Below are 17,223 nucleotides of genomic sequence, written 5' to 3' on the forward strand. Positions count from 1 at the left end.
CCCTCTCTCCTGATTATTCGGGCCCCGCCCATTACCATTCTAGCGACCATTTGACTCGACTCGATGGCCATCCCCAGCTGGGCAGCTATGCACAGGGGAGTTGTTTGTGCAGGTGAGGTAGCGGGGAGTGACGGGGCGGTGCTCGATGCTGGTGGGCATGAGGCCACAACTGGAGGGGTTGCGGGATAAGCAGTTCGGTGTGTTCACCACTGCGCAGGCGCGGATCGAATATACCCGGGCGGAGTTGCGCGCGCGCCTGCACCGTGGCGAGTGGGTGCCGGTGTTCCATGGCGTCTACCGGGAGGCGACCGTGCAGCCGGGACCCGAACTGCGTGTCGAGGCGGCGCGCCTGTCGATGGGCTTGCCAGTCCTGATCGCGGCGTACGACACGGCCGCCGAGCTACACGGCTTCTCGGTCGTCGAACGGAACACCACACATGTGCTGGGTGTGCAACTGTCTCGGTCGAAACACCTTGTTGTGCACCAGGATCGACTCGACCCCACCCAGGTGGCATCGATAAACGGCGTATCGGTCACCACCCCGGCGCGTACCACAATCGACCTTGCACGCACCCTGAACCGGATGGACGCATTGGCTACGCTGGACGCGGCAAGCCGCCTCGGGCTCTCATCAGACGAGCTCCGCGAGGAGCTCACCCGCCATCACCGCCGCCGCGGCTTCCGGCAGGCCGCCGGGCTGATCGACCTGGTGGACGGCCGAGCCGAGTCACCGATGGAGTCACGCACCAGGCTGCGCTGCATCGATGCGGGGCTCCCCCACCCGCAGCCACAACTGGAAGTCCGGACCCCGGACGGCCCCCGCCGACTCGACCTCGGCTGGCCGGAGTATCGCATCGGACTCGAATACGACAGCGTCGCTTGGCATACCGGTATGCATGCCGCCGCAAGGGACAACGTCCGCCACAACCATCTTGCTACCCGCGGCTGGACAATTTTCTATGCCACCGCCCTGACGGTCCTCCATCAGCCCGAATTGTTCACCCACCCGATAAGGCAGGCAATCAACCGCCGTCGAGTCGAGTCAAATGGTCGCTAGATGATCTTCAAAAGCGACCATTTGACTCGACTCGACGTCCCGGTACTGCGCGACGGGGTGGGGTGCGCTGGAAGATGTCGTGGCACCAACCCTGCTGGCACTGAATCTGCTGTCCCGACAATAGTTTTCGACGAGCTTACGGTAAGGGAGATCGACCTGCTTCGCTCTCTGAAAGAAGTGATCACGATGCACAACCGCATCAGCCTGGCCGCCAGTGTTTTTGCCGCCGTTGCACTCTCGACGACCGGACTGGTCCTGGGGGCCGGGCCCGCCGCCGCGACCACCCACATCGACCGAACCATCAACTTCGACTGCTCGCTCTACGGCCAGCATGTCCCGACATCTGTGCATGCCACGGGGGACCTGCCGGACGCGGTTCCGGTGAACCAGCCGGTCGGCGCCATCACACTCACCGCGACTGTGCAGCTCCCCGGCGCAGCTGTCGCAATCGCGCGCCAAGCCGGGGCGGCAACGGCCCTGGCAGTCGTCGAAACTGGCACCTCAGCCGTGATCGGCACCCATGAGGTGAACGGCGGTCCGGACCACCTGGTCGGTTCCCTCGTGGCATTGCCCACGACAGGCACCTCCATCGCCCTCAGCGCTACCAATACCGGCGCCGGCGCGACCATGGACAGTGTGGGTACCGCTACGGTGCGCCTCCTCGACACAACAATCGTCACGTCCGTCGCCCAGAATGCGGACGGCAGCCAGAACAACGAGGCATCCGATCAAGCTCAGTGTCAGCTCAGCCCCGTCGGCACGGACACCACGCTCGGAACCGAACAGATCATCGCGGCCGGATAGCCGCGCGCAAGCCAGAACTCAGACGGTGAAGCCGAGGGCGCGGAGTTGTTCGCGGCCGTCTTCGGTGATCTTGTCCGGGCCCCACGGGGGCATCCAGACCCAGTTGATCTTGAGGTCGTCGACCAGGCCGCTGCGGACGAGGGCGTTGCGGGATTGGTCCTCGATGACGTCGGTGAGGGGGCAGGCCGCGGAGGTGAGGGTCATGTCGAGGATGGCGACCTCGTCCTGTACGGACAGGCCGTAGACCAGGCCGAGGTCGACCACGTTGATGCCGAGTTCGGGGTCGACGACGTCGCGCATGGCCTCTTCGAGGTCCTCGAGGCGCTTGATGTCCTCGGCAGACAGCTCGACCTGCTCAGCTGTCTCGGTTGCCGGTGTCTCGCTCATCCCTTGTCCCCGTTTCCCATCGAACGTTGCGCCTCTTCTGCCGAGGTTATCCGGACGACCGCGTCTTTGAACGCCATCCAGCCGAGCAGCGCGCATTTGACGCGTGCCGGGTACTTTGCGACGCCGACGAAGGCGATGCCGTCACCGATCATGTCCTCGTCGCCCTCGACGGCGCCGCGGCTGGAGATCATCTCGTGGTACGAGTCGACCACCTTCAGCGCCTGCTGCACCGGCAGGCCGATCACCTGGTCGGTGAGCACCGAGGTGGAGGCCTGGCTGATCGAGCAGCCCTGGCCGTCGTAGGAGACGTCGGCGACATCGCCGTTGTCGTCGAGCTGCACGCGCAAAGTGACCTCGTCACCGCAGGTCGGGTTCACGTGGTGCACTTCGGCACCGAACGGCTCCCGCAGCCCGCGGTGGTGCGGGTGCTTGTAGTGGTCCAGGATCACTTCCTGGTACATCTGCTCCATGCGCATGTTCTATACAACTCCGAAGAAGCTCTGAGCCTTCCGCACGGCCGCGACCAGTGCGTCCACCTCGTCGAGGGTGTTGTAGGCGGCGAACGAGGCACGCGCGGTGGCGGGCACGCCGAGCCTGCGCATCAGCGGCCACGCGCAGTGGTGACCGACCCGCACCGCGACACCTTCGTCATCGAGAATCTGCCCGACGTCGTGCGCGTGGATCCCGTCGACCACGAACGACACCGCGCCACCACGATCCACGTTCTCGATCGGACCGATGATCCGCACCCCGTCGATCGCATTCAGGCCCTCGATCGCGGCACCGACCAGCGAATGTTCGTGCTCCGCAACGGCATCCATGCCAAGCGCTTCGAGATACCGCACGGCAGCGCCCAATCCGACCACCTGCGAGGTCATCGGCACGCCGGCCTCGAACCGCTGCGGCGGCGGCGCGTACGTGGTCGCCTCCATGGTGACGGTCTCGATCATCGAGCCACCGGTGATGAACGGCGGCGTCTCCGCGAGCAGCGCGCGACGCCCGTACAGCACGCCGACACCGGACGGACCGAACATCTTGTGCCCGGAGAACGCGGCGAAGTCGACGCCGAGCTCCCGGAAATCGACCGGCATATGCGGAACCGACTGGCAGGCGTCGAGCACGGTCAGCGCGCCGACCGCCTTTGCGCGGCGGACCAATTCGGCGACATCGGTGATCGCACCGGTCACGTTGGACTGATGCGTGAACGCGACAACCTTGGTGGCAGGCGACAATTCGAGCGAATCGAGATCGATCCGGCCGTCGTCGGTCACGCCGTACCACTTCAATGTCGCACCGGTCCGGCGCGCAAGCTCTTGCCACGGAACAAGATTCGCGTGATGCTCCAGCTCGGTGATGACGATCTCGTCACCAGGACCGACGTGGTACGGGAACCGGTCGTCGGCGAACGAGTAGGTCACCAGGTTCAGCGATTCGGTCGCGTTCTTGGTGAACACGATCTCGTCGGCTTCAACCCCGACGAACCGGGCGATGTCCGCGCGGGCGTTCTCGTAGGCGTCGGTCGCCTCCTCGGCCAGCTGATGCGCACCGCGGTGCACGGCCGAGTTGTGGGTCACCAGAAACTCGCGTTCCGCGTCGAGCACCGCCAGGGGCCGCTGCGAGGTCGCGCCGGAGTCCAGGTACACCAACGGTTTCCCGTCCCGAACCGTGCGGCTCAGGATCGGGAAGTCGGCCCGGATGCGGGCCACGTCGAGGGTGCGGACCGTGGCGGTCATATCAGGCTCCCGCGGTAGCAGTCTGAGTAAAACGGACGTAGCCGTTGGCGTCGAGTTCGTCGGCCAGTTCCGAGCCGCCCTCGGCGACGATGCGGCCGCCGACGAAGACATGCACGAATTCCGGCTGGATGTAGCGCAGGATCCGGGTGTAGTGCGTGATCAGCAGCACGCCGCCGTTCTCGCGCTCCTTGTACTTGTTGACGCCCTCGGAGACGATGCGCAGCGCGTCGACGTCCAGGCCGGAGTCGGTCTCGTCCAGGATGGCGATCTTCGGCTTGAGCAGGCCCAGCTGCAGGATCTCGTGGCGCTTCTTCTCGCCGCCGGAGAAGCCCTCGTTCACGTTGCGCTCGGCGAAGGCCGGGTCGATCTCCAGCTCGGCCATCGACTCTTTGACCTCTTTGACCCAGTGCCGCAGCTTGGGCGCCTCACCGCGCACGGCGGTGACGGCGGTACGCAGGAAGTTCGACGTGGAGACGCCGGGCACCTCGACCGGGTACTGCATGGCCAGGAACAGGCCCGCGCGCGCCCGCTCGTCGACGGTCATCGCGAGGACGTCTTCGCCGTCGAGGGTGATCGAGCCGGAGGTCACCGTGTACTTGGGGTGGCCGGCGATCGCGTACGACAGGGTCGACTTGCCGGAGCCGTTCGGGCCCATGATGGCGTGCGTCTCACCGGAGTTGATGGTGAGGTTGACGCCCTTCAGGATCTGGATGGGCGCGCCGGACTCGTCCGGGTTGGCGACCTCGACGTGCAGGTCCTTGATTTCCAGGGTGGTCATCGAATTCGAGTTCCTTTGTGGGGTATGAGTGCGGTAGTTGTTGCGCGCGACCTGCAAGCAGTCGCGCGGCGGATCAGACGCCGACAGCGGCGAGCTCGGCCTCGATGGCCGACTCCAGCCGCTCCCGGATCTCGGGGACCGCGATCTTCTGGATGATCTCGTGGAAGAAGCCGCGCACCACCAGGCGTCGCGCCACGTCCTCCGGGATGCCGCGGGCGCGCAGGTAGAACAGCTGCTCGTCGTCGAAACGACCGGTGGCGCTCGCGTGTCCGGCGCCGACGATCTCGCCGGTCTCGATCTCCAGGTTCGGCACCGAGTCGGCGCGCGCGCCGTCGGTGAGCACCAGGTTGCGGTTCAGCTCGAAGGTTTCGGTGCCCTCGGCGGCGGCGCGGATCAGCACGTCACCCACCCACACGGTGTGCGCGTCGGGCTTGCCGGAGTCCGGATCGCCTTGCAGCGCACCCTTGTACACGACGTTGGACTTGCAGTGCGGCTGCGAGTGGTCGACGAGCAGGCGCTGCTCGAAGTGCTGGCCTGCGTCGGCGAAGTACAGGCCGAGCAGCTCGGCGTCGCCGCCGGGGCCCGCGTACTTGACGGTCGGGGTCAGCCGAACCAGGTCGCCGCCGATCGTCACCACGGTGTGCCGCAACGTCGCGTCGCGGTTGAGCAGCGCGTGGTGCGCGGCGACGTGCACGGTGTCGTCGGCCCAGTCCTGTACGGCGACCACGGTCAGCCGCGCGCTGTCGCCGAGCACGAATTCGACGTTCTCCGCGTAGGTTCCGCTGCCGCGCTGGTCGATCACCACGGTGGCGGTGGCGAAGTTGCCGAGCCGGATCTGCAGGTGGCCGTAGGCGACCTTGCCGACGCCGGGACCGGTGATGGTCACGACGACCGGCTCGGCCACCTCGGTCTCGGCGGCGATACTCAGCACGGTGGCCGACTCGAACGCCGAATACGCTTGGGCCGCAACACGATCGGCAGGCTGCCCAGCCTGGCCGAGGCGGGCGTCGTCGCGTCCGACAGTCTCGACGGTAACGCCGTCGACCGTCGTAACCGCAACGCCCGCAGCACCATTCGCGACGGCGGTGCCGTCGTGCAGCCCGCGCAGGCGGCGCAGCGGGGTGAACCGCCACGCCTCGTCACGGCCCGACGGCACCTCGAACTTGTCGACGTCGAACGAGGTGAAGACCTCGCCCTTGTTGACCGCGGCGCCCGCGCCCGGGTTCTGAATCGGCTTGGAGGGGTTCTCGCCCGCTACCGCTTCGGCCAGGGCGGAGCCTGCGGAGCGACCCAACAAACTACTGTCGCCAGTCGACATCAGCCAACGGCCCCTTCCATTTGCAGCTCGATGAGCCGGTTCAGTTCCAACGCGTATTCCATCGGCAGTTCCTTGGCGATGGGCTCGACGAAGCCGCGCACCACCATGGCCATCGCCTCGTCCTCGGTCATGCCGCGGCTCATCAGGTAGAACAGCTGGTCCTCGGAGACCTTCGAGACCGTGGCCTCGTGCCCCATCGTCACGTCGTCCTCGCGGATGTCGACGTAGGGGTAGGTATCCGAGCGGCTGATCGTATCGACAAGCAGCGCATCGCATTTCACGGTCGACTTGGACCCGTACGCGCCCTTGTTCACCTGAACCAGGCCGCGGTAGGAGGCCCGGCCACCGCCGCGCGCCACCGACTTGCTGATGATGTTCGAGGAGGTGTGCGGCGCCAGGTGCAGCATCTTCGCGCCGGTGTCCTGGTGCTGCCCCTCGCCGGCGAACGCCACCGAGAGCACCTCGCCACGGGCGTACTCACCGGTCATCCAGACCGCCGGGTACTTCATGGTGACCTTGGAGCCGATGTTGCCGTCGACCCACTCCATGGTCGCGCCCGCCTCCGCCTTGGCCCGCTTGGTGACCAGGTTGTAGACGTTGTTCGACCAGTTCTGGATGGTGGTGTAGCGGCAGCGGCCGCCCTTCTTCACGATGATCTCGACCACCGCGGAGTGCAGCGAGTCCGACTTGTAGATCGGCGCGGTGCAGCCCTCGACGTAGTGCACGTAGGCGCCCTCGTCGACGATGATCAGGGTCCGCTCGAACTGGCCCATGTTCTCGGTGTTGATCCGGAAGTAGGCCTGCAGCGGGATGTCGACGTGCACGCCGGGCGGCACATAGATGAACGAGCCACCCGACCACACCGCGGTGTTCAGTGCGGAGAACTTGTTGTCGCCCGCGGGGATCACCGAGCCGAAGTACTGCTTGAAGATCTCCGGGTGCTCCTTCAACGCCGTGTCGGTGTCGAGGAAGATGACGCCCTGCTTCTCCAGGTCCTCACGGATGGAGTGGTAGACGACCTCGGACTCGTACTGCGCCGCGACACCGGAGACCAGGCGCTGCTTCTCCGCCTCGGGGATGCCGAGCTTGTCGTAGGTGTTCTTGATGTCCTCGGGCAGGTCGTCCCAGGTGGCGGCCTGCTTCTCGCTGGAGCGCACGAAGTACTTGATGTTGTCGAAGTCGATGCCGTCGAGGTTGGAGCCCCAGTTCGGCATGGGCTTGCGATCGAAGATGCGCAGCGCCTTGAGCCGGATGTCGAGCATCCAGTCCTGCTCGCTCTTCTTCTCCGAGATGTCGCGAACAACCGCCTCGGACAGGCCTCGTTGCGCGCTGGCTCCGGCCACATCCGAATCGGCCCAGCCGTAGCCGTATTTCCCCAGGGAAGCGATGGTCTCTTCCTGAGTGAGCGGCTGCACCTGGTCGGTGGTTGTCGTCATTCGGCACTCCTTCCGGAGTCGTTCGTTCGTACCGCTGCGGGCTGTGCAGCGATTTCTGGTGAAGTTTTGGTGGTAATCGGTAGTACGAGCAGCGGCACGTGGGTCGTGCACGCGCAGTCGCCGTTGGCGATCGTGGCCAGCCGCTGCACATGCGTGCCGAGCAGGTCACGGAACGCCTCGAGTTCCGCCTCGCACAACTGCGGAAATTCCTCCGCGACGTGCGCGACCGGGCAGTGGTGCTGGCAGATCTGCACGCCGTTGCCCACCTTGCGGGTGGAGGCGGCGAAACCGGCCTCGGTGAACGCGTCCGCGATCTCCTCGGCCTTGGCCTCGGTCTGCTGCGGGGTGTGCTCGTCGACCGGTGCGATCCCGGCCACGATAGTCCTGGCCCGTTTCCTGGCGAACTCGGTGATGGCTTGGTCGCCACCGATCTCGCCGAGCTGGCGGATCGCGGCGCCGGCCAGGTCGTCGTAGGCGTGACCCAGTTGGCCACGGCCGGCGGCGGTGAGTTGATACTGCTTGGCGGGGCGGCCGCGCCCCTTCTGCTGCCACGGCGCGGACCTGCTGGCCCGAGCCTGACCGGAGTCGATCAGTGCGTCGAGGTGGCGCCGCACGCCGGCCGGCGCCAGCCCCAAGGTGGTGCCGATGGCGGTCGCGGTGATCGGACCCTCTTCCAGCAGCAGCTGGACGATGGCCGCGCGGGTATGTCCCTCGCCTGCGGTCGCGGACGCAGCAGACGACCCGGTACCGGCCTTACGACCAGCCCTTTCGTCCTCGCTCCGCAAACCCACGGTTTTCACAACATCAGTGTGGCGGAATTCGTTCCCGAAATCTAATAAGGGTGCCCTGAGTTCTCAGGGCTCGTGACCTGCACAGACCGCTGTTGCCGGGTCGCCGGAAGCGCGATCGGTGCTGCGGCGGAGTTGCCAATCGAGGTCGCATTGGCCCGATATTTGAGACTGACCTTGAAACAGCCGCAAATATGGCCTCTGAGCTGCAGTTTCGATGAGCGTCTCCGGAACGCTCCGGCGTGCGAATTGTTCGCGGCCGACTGGTCGGTCATCTCGGCGACCGACGCGTCGACGATCTTTCTCGCGCTCATCGGGTCCAGTGCGTTACATCACACATGGTCATCTGACCACTTCATCGAGACCGTTCAGCGGACGGCGACGAGCTTCATCGGCGTCTCCAAAAGCGCGTCGACGGCCTCGCCCCAGTTTGCTGTCCGAGTAGTCACCAGCGACGGATCGAACCGGCCCGCAGTGACCGATTCCAGCACCTCGGGGTTGGCGGGTCGAGCATGCGCACGACCGGCAGGCATGGCATACGCCGCAAGAGAGTCAGTGCCGTGCGGTGAATTTCACTGCTCAGCAACAACTTCCGGAACATATCCGGTGGACTCCGCGGCGGCGGCCTCGACTCTCGCCTCGATCGACGGTGCCGCGTCCACCTCCGGCATCCCCCTGTCGATATCCGACGATCCGGTGCCCGACGGACCCGTATCCGCCGCCACCGCTTCGGCACTCGGCAACCCCGCCTCGGTGAACGTCACCCGGATAAGCCGTTCCATCGCCGCGGCCACCGTGTGCAGCGGCGCCTCCGAGCGTCGCGCCCTGGCCAGCATGGTCGCGCCCTCGTACGCGGCGACCACGGTGGTGGCCAACTCCCCCGCATCCGGCGCGGACAACCCCAATTCGGCGAGCATTCCGGCGAACGCCTGCTCCATCGCCTCGAAGGCCGTCGCGCAGGCGGCGCGGATCGCCTCGACGTCGCTGCCGCCGTCCAGCGCGGGCGTGCCGATAGGACACCCGTCGTCCCACTCGGAGGCGGCCAACTTGCCGACCATGAAGTCGAAGATGGTGGTCGTCGTCGCGAAGACATCCGTCGGCGCCTGCCGGATCATCTTCCCCGTCAGCGTCCCGGTTCCGGTGATGGCGGCGACCGCGATCTCCTCCTTGCCGCCTGGAAAGTGGTGGTAGATAGAGCCATACGGCAATCCGGCCGCCTCGCTCAACGCCTTCAGACCGAACCCGTGATATCCGTGCCGTGCGAGCAGCCCGCACGCGGCGACTTCGATCCGCCGCCTGGACTCCGAAACCATATGTCTGATTGTGCCCCGGTCGGCGACGCTGCCGAACGGAACGAGCACTGCCCGTCAGCGGGGGTTGCATGGTCAGTGGCCGGACTCCGCCCGACCGCGCCCCTTATGCTTCGTCTCGTGGCGGTACTGGAGGGCGCGCGGCGCAGGACACTGGCATTCGGGCGCCGAGCACTCGGGTTGGACGTGCCGACCGCCGATCACACGATCGCGGTCCTGCACCAGGACGAGACCGAAGTCCCCGGCCTCGACCCGAAGGAACGCGTCCAACTCGACCGCATCCGCCTGATGGGCGCGACCGGCACCGTCCTGATGGCGATCAGTGCCCTGGGGATCGGCGCCCAACCGGTGCACCAGAATCCCACCTCGGGCGTGCGCGTCCTCGGTATCTTCGCTCGCGCGCACACCGGCTCCCTCGCCATGTGCATGACCGGCACGGTCGTGGTGGTACTCGCCTGGCTGCTGCTCGGCCGCTTCGCGGTCGGCGGTATCGGCGGCGCCCCGCGCCACCGGCTCAGCCGCTCCCAGCTCGACCGCACGCTGCTGCTCTGGATCATCCCGTTGAGCGTCGCGCCGCCGTTGTTCAGCAACGACGTGTATTCCTATCTGGCGCAAAGCGAAATCGCCGCGCGCGGCATCGATCCCTATCAGGAGGGACCGGTCGCGGGGCTCGGCATCGACAACGTGCTGACCAACAACGTGCCGACCATCTGGCGTGACACACCCGCGCCGTACGGGCCGCTGTTCCTGTGGATCGGCCGCGGCATCGCCGAAATCACCGGCGACAACATCATCGCGGGCGTGTGGGTGCACCGGATGCTCGCGCTGGCCGGCGTCGCCTTGATCGTCTGGGCGCTGCCGAGACTTTCGGTGCGTTGTGGCGTGGCGCCGGTGAGCGCGCTGTGGCTGGGTGCCGCCAATCCGCTGGTGCTGTTCCACCTGGTCGGCGGCGTGCACAACGACGCGCTGATGCTCGGGCTGATGCTGGCCGGGATGGAGTTCTGCCTGCGCGCCATCGAGGACATCCATCCGTTCGACGGACGTGCCTATACGTGGTTGATCTTCGGGGCGATCGTCATCACCATGTCGTCGTCGGTGAAGCTGACCTCGATCGTCGCGCTCGGTTTCGTCGGCATGGCGCTGGCCCGGCGCTGGGGTTTCACGCTGCGCAACGTAGCCGTCGCGGCGGCCATGCTCGGCGCGATCGCCATCGGCACAACACTTTTCATCGGTTCGATGAGCGGGCTCGGCTTCGGCTGGATCTACACCCTCAATGTCGCCAACGCGGTGCGCAGCTGGATGTCGGTGCCGACGGTGCTCGGCATCATCACCGGGTTCGGCGGGGTGCTGCTCGGCCTCGGCGACCACACCACCGCGCTGTTGAGCATCACCCGGCCGATCGCCGCGGTGATCGCGGGCTTCCTCACCGTGCGCATGCTTGTCGCCACCGGCGCCGGGCGGCTGCATCCGGTCGGCGCGCTCGGCGTCGCGATGGGCGCGATCGTGCTGCTGTTCCCGGTGGTGCAGCCCTGGTACGTGCTGTGGGCGATCGTGCCGCTGGCCGCCTGGGCCACCCGGCCCGCGTTCCGCGTTCCGGCCGTTGCCTTCTCGGCGGTCGTCAGCGTCATCCTCATGCCGCGCGGCGCCGACCTCGAGGTGTTCCAGATCGTCGGCGCCGCCATCGCCACCGTGATCGTCTCGGTGCTGTTCATCGTGATCACCCGTAACAAACTGCCGTGGCGCGGCCAGCGGGGGGTGTCGGCTCCGTCACAGCTGCCCACGTCTTACGGTGTGACATCGTGACCCGAGCCTCCGGACCTGCCGTTCGCGTCGACGGTGTCGTCAAGCGATACGGCGAGACCACTGCGGTCGACGGTTTGAGCTTCGATGTCGAACGGGCGCAGGTGCTCGCGCTGCTCGGTCCGAACGGGGCGGGCAAAACCACCACCGTCGAAATGTGTGAAGGGTTCGTGACGCCGGACTCGGGGTCGGTGCGCGTGCTCGGGCTCGATCCGATCGCCGATTCCGATCGCCTGCGGCCCCGCATCGGGGTGATGTTGCAGGGCGGTGGCGCCTACCCGGGTGCGAAGGCGGGCGAGATGCTCGATCTGGTCGCCGCGTATTCCGCTGATCCGCTGGATCCCGCATGGTTGCTGCGCACGCTGGGGCTGCAGGACAACCGCAGCACGCCCTACCGGCGATTGTCCGGCGGGCAGCAGCAGCGATTGGCGTTGGCTTGTGCGCTGGTCGGCAAGCCGGAGATCGTGTTCTTGGACGAGCCGACTGCGGGGTTGGACGCGCAGGCGCGGCTGATCGTGTGGGAGCTGATCGATGCACTGCGGCGTGACGGGGTGACGGTCGTGCTCACTACGCATCTGATGGATGAAGCGGAGCAGCTCGCCGATCAGCTGGTGATCATCGATCACGGCCGGATCGTCGCCTCCGGGACACCCGCCGAGGTGACCGCGCACGGCGCCGCCGGGCAGTTACGCTTCACCGCCCCACCGAAACTCGATCTGGATCTGTTGAAATCGGCTCTGCCCGAAGGGTTCTCGCCACGCGAGACCACGCCGGGCACCTACCTGGTCGAAGGCGAGATCAATCCGCAGGTGCTCGCGACCGTGACCGCCTGGTGCGCGCGAGTGAACGTGCTGGCCACCGACATTCGGATCGATCAGCGCAGGCTCGAAGACGTCTTCCTGGAACTCACCGGACGGGACCTACGCGGATGACCCAGCCCGACCTGACCACCAACCGCTTCGCGCCGGGCACCTTCGCGCCCGATCCACGCCCGAACTCGCGCGCCGCGATGATGCTCGCGCAGACGCGACTCGAGCTGATCCTGTTGCTGCGCAACGGCGAACAGCTGCTGCTCACTATGTTCATTCCGATCACACTGCTGGTCGGGCTGACCTTGCTGCCGTTCGGTGACCTGGGCGATGACCGGGTCGACAAGATCGTGCCCGCGGTGATGATGGTGGCGGTCATGTCGACCGCGTTCACCGGCCAGGCCATCGCCGTCGGCTTCGACCGCCGCTACGGCGCGCTGAAGCGGCTGGGCGCCACCGCGCTGCCCCGCTGGGGCATCATCGCGGGCAAGAGCGCCGCGGTGCTGATCGTCGTTGTGCTGCAAGCGATTCTGCTCGGCGCCATCGGCTTCGCGCTCGGCTGGCGACCCGAGCCCGCCGGACTCGCGCTCGGCGCGCTCGTGATCGCGCTCGGCACCGCCACTTTCGCGACGATGGGCCTGCTGCTGGGCGGCACGCTGAAGGCGGAGATCGTGCTGGCGCTGGCGAACATCCTATGGTTCGTCATGCTCGGCATCGCCAGCGTGGTGTTCGCCTCCGACGATCTGCCGACCGCGGTGAATGTGCTTGCCCGCCTGATCCCTTCCGGCGCACTGGCGGTCACGCTCGAGGACGCGATGCGCAGCAGCATCGACTGGTTCGGCATCGCCGTGCTCGCCGGCTGGGGCGCGGTCTCCGGCGTGCTGGCCGCCCGCTACTTCCGCTTCGAATAGCGCACCGCACGGCCCGCGCTCGGTACCAACGACAGCGTGTAGTTGACCGTGCTCTACCATCGTGACGTGCTGTATCGCGCCTTTCTGCGACTCGTCGACAAGCTGCCGCTGCCCTCGCTGCGGGTGCAGCGCCTGATCGCGATCGCGGTCATCCTCTCGCAGGCGGGCATCGCGGTCACCGGGGCCGTGGTCCGGGTCACCGCCTCCGGCCTCGGCTGCCCCACCTGGCCGCAGTGCTTCCCCGGCAGCTTCACCCCGATCGGCGTCTCCGAGGTGCCGGTGCTGCATCAGACCGTCGAGTTCAGCAACCGGCTGCTCACCTTCGCCGTCTCGCTGTGCGCCGCGCTGATCGTGCTCGCGGTCACCCGCGCCCGGCGGCGTCGTGACGTGCTGACCTACGCCTGGCTGATGCCGGGCGGCACCCTGCTGCAGGGCATCATCGGCGGCATCACCGTGCGCACCGGCCTGCTCTGGTGGACCGTCTCGGTGCATCTGCTGGCGTCGATGCTGATGGTCTGGCTGTCCGTGGTGCTCTACGCGAAGATCAACCAACCCGACGACGGCATCGAGACCGTGCAGGCGCCCGCGCCGCTGCGCTGGCTCACCGCGCTCAGCGCTGTCGCCATGAGCGGCGTGCTGATCGCAGGCACCCTGGTCACCGGCGCCGGTCCGCACGCGGGCGACAAGAGCATCGAGCGGCCGGTCGAGCGCCTGCAGGTCGAGATCGTCACCCTGGTGCACCTGCATTCCCAGCTGCTCGTCGGCTACCTGGCGCTGCTGATCGGCCTGGCCTTCGGCCTGTTCGCGGTCGGTATCACTCCAGCGGTCCGCAAACGCCTGTTCGTGCTGCTCGCGCTGGTCTGTTCGCAGTCTTTGGTCGGCATCGTGCAGTACTTCACCAACGTCCCAGCAGCTCTCGTCGTGATCCATGTCGGCGGAGCCGCCGCCTGCGTCGCTGCCACCGCCGCCCTGTGGGCGTCACTGCGCACCCGCGAAACGGTCGACGTTCCGGCCCCCGCGAAGCAGTCCGCGTAACCCATAGAGCCCCTCATACGCCTCACCGGGCCAGGACTCCCTGTGAGGTCTGTGGATGCCTGTGAGTCCGGTTGACTACGCTCGGAACGGGTCGGAGTCGATAGGTGGGAGTTGCGATGGGTACGGAAAACGTAGTGGCACAGCCGTTTCCTCATATCGAGCCGTATGCGCATGGGCTGTTGGACGTCGGGGACGGTAACCAGGTCTACTGGGAGACCAGTGGTAATCCGGACGGCAAACCCGCTCTGGTGGTGCATGGCGGACCGGGCAGCGGAGGTAAGCGGAACGCGCGTAAAAGCTTCGATCCCGCGATCTATCGCGTCATCCAGTTCGACCAGCGTGGCTGCGGCGAGAGCCTGCCGCACGCCGCCGACCCGAACGTCGATCTGACGCACAACACCACCGAGCACCTGATCGCCGATATGGAGCTGCTGCGGGTCCACCTCGGCATCGAAAAGTGGCTGCTGTACGGCGGTTCCTGGGGTTCGACGCTGATCCTGGCCTACGCCGAACGGTATCCCGAGCGGGTCTCGGAGATCATCCTGATCGGCGTCACCATGACCCGTCCGGAAGAGACCGACTGGCTCTATCACGGTGTCGCCCGCTTCCTGCCGGGACCGTGGGAGGCCTTCCGTGACGCACTGCCGGAATCCGAGCGGAACGGGAATCTCGTTGCCGCGTACAGCCGTTTGGTCAACAACCCCGATCCTGCGGTGGTCGCGAAGGCGGCGCGCGATTGGTGCGCGTGGGAGGACGCCGTCATCTCGCACGAATCCCTCGGCAACCCGGGCCAATACAGCAGCAAGCCCGACGCCGCCATGCTCGCCTTCGTCCGGATCTGCACGCACTATTTCGCCAACAACGCCTGGCTCCCCGACGGACAACTACTCCGCGACGCGCACAAACTCGCCGGAATCCCGGCGGTGCTGATCCACGGACGACTGGATCTCAGCACTCCCTTGCAGACCGCCTGGCAATTGGCGCAGGCCTGGCCCGATGCCGAACTGCACGTCATCGACGACTCCGGCCACACCGGCAGCCCGACCATGGTCACGACGATCCTCGAGGCCACCGCCCGCTTTGCCCGCCGCTAGGGTTCGAGTGCCGCCCGGACGAACCCGACAAGGTCGGTCCGGACCCGGCCTTGATCGAGCCCGTCGGCTCCGGCCCGGATCGCGGAGAGCAAGGCGGACAACAGAATCGAGAGCAGGATCTCACCGGTCAACCTCGGATCGAGTGCGGGATCCAGGTACCCGAGAGCGATCCCGTTCTTGATCCAACCGGTGGCCTCGTCACCGTAAACCGTCAGATTCTGGATCGACCGCTCGGCGACCTGGTCATCGATCGAAGTCGCCTCGATGAGGATGAACGTCACCAAACCCGGTTCGTCGGCGACCAATTCGTAGCAGTGATCGATGATGCGCGCGAACAGCGCGCAGAATTCGTCGAGGGTCTGCGGAAGCGGGTCGGTCACCGCCCGAGCGAACACACGGTCCCGGATCAACGCGAAATAGTGATCGATGACCGCATCGAGGATGTCACGCTTGTTGGTGAAGTAGTTGTAGAAGGTGCCATGGCTGACGCCGGCGCGAGCGACGATATCGGCAACGACGACGCAGCGATAACCCTTGTCCACGAACAGCTCATAAGCGGAGAAAACGAGCTCCGCGCGGCGCTTGGCAGCAATCATCGAGCAGGTCCGGCCACGACGGGATCGCGTGGCCGCAACGCCTTTTCGAGCAACATGAGCACTCCGGCGGTGGCCCGTTCCCGCGCCTGCGGCGTATTGTCGCCGCGCATCTCCTGCAACAACCCCGGCACCACCAGGGTCATCGTGATATGCGCGGTCACCTCGGGATCAATGTCCGCCCGAATCCAACCCTCCGCGACACCGCGCCGAAGTTCCTGTGCCACAAAGGTACTGACGAGCAACTCGAGACCGAGCAGCCGATCACTGAGCTCCTTGTCGATGGCACTCGCCTCGACCAGTACCAGCCGGATGAAGTCCGGCTCGTGCTCCAGCATCGCGTACAACCGCACGATGGCCGCTCGCACTCCGGCGAGCAACTCCTCGGCCGACGTCGGACGGCTCAGCAGCGACTGCGGCTCCAACGCGTCGATCAGCTTCCCGAAGCCGAAATCGACCACATGATCCAGGATTTCGCGCTTGCTTCCGAAGTACCGGTACACCGTGCCCTGCCCGATACCGGCGTGCGCGGCCACATCGGAGATCGCGGTCGCCTCGTACCCGCGCTCGACGAACACGGCGTACGCCGATTCGGTGATCTGCTGCCTGCGTCGTTCCGGCAGACCGGCCAGCGGCGGCCGACCACGGCGGGGCTGCTCCGGCACAGCACTCCCTCTCGACGAACCAGGACAAATAGCTCGTCAGCTTATCAACGCGCCGCTGCCTCGCCCTTCGGGCCGTAGTCGACGACCTGCCAGTTGCCGCCGTTCTTGGCCACGGTGACCACCAGCAGGTTCGGCACCGTCGCCGGCGTCGGCTGCTGGATGTTCTGTGTCTTCTGCGTCGCGAACACCGTCACCGAGTATTGATCGTTGCCCTGCGCGTCCACCGTGGTGCCGAGCACCTGCCCGGTGGCCACCACCTGCGCCTCGGTCATGATCTTCGCCAACGTGTCGTGCACCTCGTCGTAGCGCTTGCGCAGCGCGTCGGAGGTGCCGCGCTGCACGCCGTCGAAGAATGCGGGCAGGCTCTTGTAGTCGTAGCTGAGCGAGCGCAGCGTGTAGTCCTTCGCGATCTCGGCGGCCTTGTCCCGGTCGGCGTTCTGCTGGCGCAGCGCGCTGAGATCGTCGGAAGTCGACTGCCAGGATAGGCCGAGCGCGATGCTGAGCACCGTGAGCAGAACGGTGAGGCCGCCGAGGACGTAGCCGATCCCATTGCGCCGCACGCTGTTCGGCGCTGCGGAAGGCGCGGCAACAGCTGGGGTCGTCGAGGCAGCGGCAGTCTCGGGCGTCGAGGCGGCGACATTCACAGGCACTGTAGCGGTTTCCGACGCGTCGGCTGGCTCGTTCGTGGTCATGATGTCCTCAACT

Annotated in this window: 19 protein-coding genes; 7 read left to right on the forward strand and 12 right to left on the reverse strand. The window is 66.5% G+C overall.

The features are described 5' to 3' along the window. Nucleotides 1–157: 157 nt before the first annotated feature. Nucleotides 158–1,057: a type IV toxin-antitoxin system AbiEi family antitoxin domain-containing protein gene (locus tag ABZ942_RS43340; protein WP_357392113.1), complete on the forward strand. Its 900-nt coding sequence runs from the start codon at nucleotides 158–160 to the stop codon at nucleotides 1,055–1,057. Further along, the gene (locus tag ABZ942_RS43345) at nucleotides 1,058–1,861 is read left to right on the forward strand and encodes a DUF6801 domain-containing protein (protein WP_357392114.1); all 804 of its coding nucleotides are present in this window, start codon (nucleotides 1,058–1,060) and stop codon (nucleotides 1,859–1,861) included. It begins immediately after the preceding gene. Between the two features lie 18 nt (nucleotides 1,862–1,879). On the opposite strand, the gene ABZ942_RS43350 is transcribed toward ABZ942_RS43345, so the two are convergent. From ABZ942_RS43350 to ABZ942_RS43390, 9 genes are all read right to left on the reverse strand, one after another. Beyond that, on the reverse strand, nucleotides 1,880–2,248 hold the full coding sequence (locus ABZ942_RS43350) for a metal-sulfur cluster assembly factor (protein ID WP_357392116.1): 369 nt from the start codon (nucleotides 2,246–2,248) through the stop codon (nucleotides 1,880–1,882). Beyond that, nucleotides 2,245–2,724, reverse strand: coding sequence for a Fe-S cluster assembly sulfur transfer protein SufU (gene sufU, locus ABZ942_RS43355; RefSeq protein WP_357392118.1), 480 nt, complete (start codon nucleotides 2,722–2,724; stop codon nucleotides 2,245–2,247). Before sufU ends, ABZ942_RS43350 begins: the two co-directional genes overlap by 4 nt. Nucleotides 2,725–2,727: 3 nt before the next feature. Then, a complete protein-coding gene (locus tag ABZ942_RS43360; RefSeq protein WP_357392120.1) occupies nucleotides 2,728–3,981 on the reverse strand; it encodes a cysteine desulfurase in 1,254 nt (417 codons plus the stop codon). Nucleotide 3,982: 1 nt separating this feature from the next. Then, the gene (sufC, locus tag ABZ942_RS43365; RefSeq protein ID WP_357392122.1) at nucleotides 3,983–4,759 is read right to left on the reverse strand and encodes a Fe-S cluster assembly ATPase SufC; all 777 of its coding nucleotides are present in this window, start codon (nucleotides 4,757–4,759) and stop codon (nucleotides 3,983–3,985) included. Nucleotides 4,760–4,832: 73 nt separating this feature from the next. Next, the gene (gene sufD, locus ABZ942_RS43370) at nucleotides 4,833–6,077 is read right to left on the reverse strand and encodes a Fe-S cluster assembly protein SufD (RefSeq protein WP_357392124.1); all 1,245 of its coding nucleotides are present in this window, start codon (nucleotides 6,075–6,077) and stop codon (nucleotides 4,833–4,835) included. Then, entirely contained in the window at nucleotides 6,077–7,513 is a 1,437-nt protein-coding gene (sufB, locus tag ABZ942_RS43375; protein ID WP_357392126.1) for a Fe-S cluster assembly protein SufB, read from the reverse strand. Before sufB ends, sufD begins: the two co-directional genes overlap by 1 nt. Further along, nucleotides 7,510–8,313, reverse strand: coding sequence for a metalloregulator ArsR/SmtB family transcription factor (locus ABZ942_RS43380; protein WP_357392128.1), 804 nt, complete (start codon nucleotides 8,311–8,313; stop codon nucleotides 7,510–7,512). The genes sufB and ABZ942_RS43380 overlap by 4 nt, the downstream gene beginning before the upstream one ends. A 356-nt stretch (nucleotides 8,314–8,669) precedes the next feature. Beyond that, nucleotides 8,670–8,834 (reverse strand): hypothetical protein, encoded by a 165-nt coding sequence (locus ABZ942_RS43385; RefSeq protein WP_357392130.1) that lies wholly within the window; start codon nucleotides 8,832–8,834, stop codon nucleotides 8,670–8,672. A 39-nt stretch (nucleotides 8,835–8,873) separates the two neighbouring features. Next, nucleotides 8,874–9,614, reverse strand: coding sequence for a TetR/AcrR family transcriptional regulator (locus ABZ942_RS43390; RefSeq protein ID WP_357392132.1), 741 nt, complete (start codon nucleotides 9,612–9,614; stop codon nucleotides 8,874–8,876). A gap of 105 nt (nucleotides 9,615–9,719) precedes the next feature. On the opposite strand from ABZ942_RS43390, the gene mptB reads away from it, so the two are divergent. The 5 genes from mptB to pip all read left to right on the forward strand — a co-directional run bounded on the left by mptB (nucleotide 9,720) and on the right by pip (nucleotide 15,260). Further along, a complete protein-coding gene (mptB, locus tag ABZ942_RS43395; RefSeq protein WP_357392134.1) occupies nucleotides 9,720–11,414 on the forward strand; it encodes a polyprenol phosphomannose-dependent alpha 1,6 mannosyltransferase MptB in 1,695 nt (564 codons plus the stop codon). Continuing rightward, nucleotides 11,411–12,343, forward strand: coding sequence for an ABC transporter ATP-binding protein (locus ABZ942_RS43400; RefSeq protein WP_357392136.1), 933 nt, complete (start codon nucleotides 11,411–11,413; stop codon nucleotides 12,341–12,343). The genes mptB and ABZ942_RS43400 overlap by 4 nt, the downstream gene beginning before the upstream one ends. Further along, a complete protein-coding gene (locus tag ABZ942_RS43405; RefSeq protein ID WP_357392138.1) occupies nucleotides 12,340–13,131 on the forward strand; it encodes an ABC transporter permease in 792 nt (263 codons plus the stop codon). The genes ABZ942_RS43400 and ABZ942_RS43405 overlap by 4 nt, the downstream gene beginning before the upstream one ends. A 66-nt stretch (nucleotides 13,132–13,197) precedes the next feature. Beyond that, on the forward strand, nucleotides 13,198–14,166 hold the full coding sequence (locus ABZ942_RS43410) for a heme A synthase (protein ID WP_357392172.1): 969 nt from the start codon (nucleotides 13,198–13,200) through the stop codon (nucleotides 14,164–14,166). A 116-nt stretch (nucleotides 14,167–14,282) separates the two neighbouring features. Then, a complete protein-coding gene (gene pip, locus ABZ942_RS43415) occupies nucleotides 14,283–15,260 on the forward strand; it encodes a prolyl aminopeptidase (RefSeq protein WP_357392140.1) in 978 nt (325 codons plus the stop codon). Here the strand turns inward: pip and ABZ942_RS43420 are convergent. From ABZ942_RS43420 to ABZ942_RS43430, 3 genes are read right to left on the reverse strand one after another with little or no spacing between them, the layout of a single operon-like run. Further along, the gene (locus tag ABZ942_RS43420) at nucleotides 15,257–15,856 is read right to left on the reverse strand and encodes a TetR/AcrR family transcriptional regulator (RefSeq protein ID WP_357392142.1); all 600 of its coding nucleotides are present in this window, start codon (nucleotides 15,854–15,856) and stop codon (nucleotides 15,257–15,259) included. The two genes, pip and ABZ942_RS43420, sit on opposite strands and share 4 nt — an antisense overlap. Continuing rightward, nucleotides 15,853–16,518, reverse strand: a complete 666-nt coding sequence (locus ABZ942_RS43425) for a TetR/AcrR family transcriptional regulator (protein ID WP_357392144.1) — start codon at nucleotides 16,516–16,518, stop codon at nucleotides 15,853–15,855. Before ABZ942_RS43425 ends, ABZ942_RS43420 begins: the two co-directional genes overlap by 4 nt. 44 nt (nucleotides 16,519–16,562) lie before the next feature. Then, nucleotides 16,563–17,210, reverse strand: a complete 648-nt coding sequence (locus tag ABZ942_RS43430; RefSeq protein WP_357392146.1) for a hypothetical protein — start codon at nucleotides 17,208–17,210, stop codon at nucleotides 16,563–16,565. Nucleotides 17,211–17,223: the final 13 nt, after the last annotated feature.

The sequence above is a fragment of the Nocardia sp. NPDC046473 genome (genome assembly GCF_040645995.1).
GTDB lineage: Bacteria > Actinomycetota > Actinomycetes > Mycobacteriales > Mycobacteriaceae > Nocardia.

Coding starts and splice junctions, on each gene's coding strand:
- ABZ942_RS43345 (WP_357392114.1), top strand. CDS start 1,058: ATGATCTTCAAAAGCGACCATTTGACTCGACTCGACGTCCCGGTACTG.
- sufD (WP_357392124.1), bottom strand. CDS start 6,077: ATGTCGACTGGCGACAGTAGTTTGTTGGGTCGCTCCGCAGGCTCCGCC.
- ABZ942_RS43350 (WP_357392116.1), bottom strand. CDS start 2,248: ATGAGCGAGACACCGGCAACCGAGACAGCTGAGCAGGTCGAGCTGTCT.
- ABZ942_RS43385 (WP_357392130.1), bottom strand. CDS start 8,834: ATGCCTGCCGGTCGTGCGCATGCTCGACCCGCCAACCCCGAGGTGCTG.
- sufC (WP_357392122.1), bottom strand. CDS start 4,759: ATGACCACCCTGGAAATCAAGGACCTGCACGTCGAGGTCGCCAACCCG.
- ABZ942_RS43420 (WP_357392142.1), bottom strand. CDS start 15,856: ATGATTGCTGCCAAGCGCCGCGCGGAGCTCGTTTTCTCCGCTTATGAG.
- mptB (WP_357392134.1), top strand. CDS start 9,720: ATGCTTCGTCTCGTGGCGGTACTGGAGGGCGCGCGGCGCAGGACACTG.
- pip (WP_357392140.1), top strand. CDS start 14,283: ATGGGTACGGAAAACGTAGTGGCACAGCCGTTTCCTCATATCGAGCCG.
- ABZ942_RS43390 (WP_357392132.1), bottom strand. CDS start 9,614: ATGGTTTCGGAGTCCAGGCGGCGGATCGAAGTCGCCGCGTGCGGGCTG.
- sufB (WP_357392126.1), bottom strand. CDS start 7,513: ATGACGACAACCACCGACCAGGTGCAGCCGCTCACTCAGGAAGAGACC.
- sufU (WP_357392118.1), bottom strand. CDS start 2,724: ATGCGCATGGAGCAGATGTACCAGGAAGTGATCCTGGACCACTACAAG.
- ABZ942_RS43430 (WP_357392146.1), bottom strand. CDS start 17,210: ATGACCACGAACGAGCCAGCCGACGCGTCGGAAACCGCTACAGTGCCT.
- ABZ942_RS43360 (WP_357392120.1), bottom strand. CDS start 3,981: ATGACCGCCACGGTCCGCACCCTCGACGTGGCCCGCATCCGGGCCGAC.
- ABZ942_RS43340 (WP_357392113.1), top strand. CDS start 158: ATGAGGCCACAACTGGAGGGGTTGCGGGATAAGCAGTTCGGTGTGTTC.
- ABZ942_RS43405 (WP_357392138.1), top strand. CDS start 12,340: ATGACCCAGCCCGACCTGACCACCAACCGCTTCGCGCCGGGCACCTTC.